General features: G+C 55.0%; 1 protein-coding gene. It reads right to left on the reverse strand.

Translation table 11 applies throughout. The features are described from left to right. Window positions 1-194, reverse strand: a 194-nt coding sequence (locus EN862_RS36675; RefSeq protein WP_135913306.1) for a hypothetical protein, incomplete at its 3' end; no start/stop codon positions are given. Between the last annotated feature and the right edge of the window lie 164 nt (window positions 195-358).

Here is a 358-nt window from a genome sequence, read left to right on the forward strand (position 1 = left end):
GTGCCGGGATTGGCGGCGAAGGCGGGCACCAGCCACATCGCGGTGGAAAGAAACGCGGACGCAATGATGGTGTTCGTCAGTTTTGTCACGGTGAGACTCTCCCAAAAGTCAGCAAGGACTGGATCAAGATACAGAAATATTGTCGAGATCGTGGTGGCGCCAAAACCGAGTTTTGGTAACGCCGACCAGATCATTGCCCCGCGCGGTCAGTTGAGGCCCCCGCCAAAAACTCCCCTTCGATATACTGCCTAAAATATTCCAACATTGGCAATGACAAATCGCTTCCACGTAGCCCGTGGGGGGCTATAGGTTTGAGCGGGTTCTGCTCGCGGGCACGATTAGCAGAAGTGGCATTCGG

The organism is Mesorhizobium sp. M2E.F.Ca.ET.219.01.1.1, assembly GCF_004016445.2.
Lineage (GTDB): Bacteria > Pseudomonadota > Alphaproteobacteria > Rhizobiales > Rhizobiaceae > Mesorhizobium.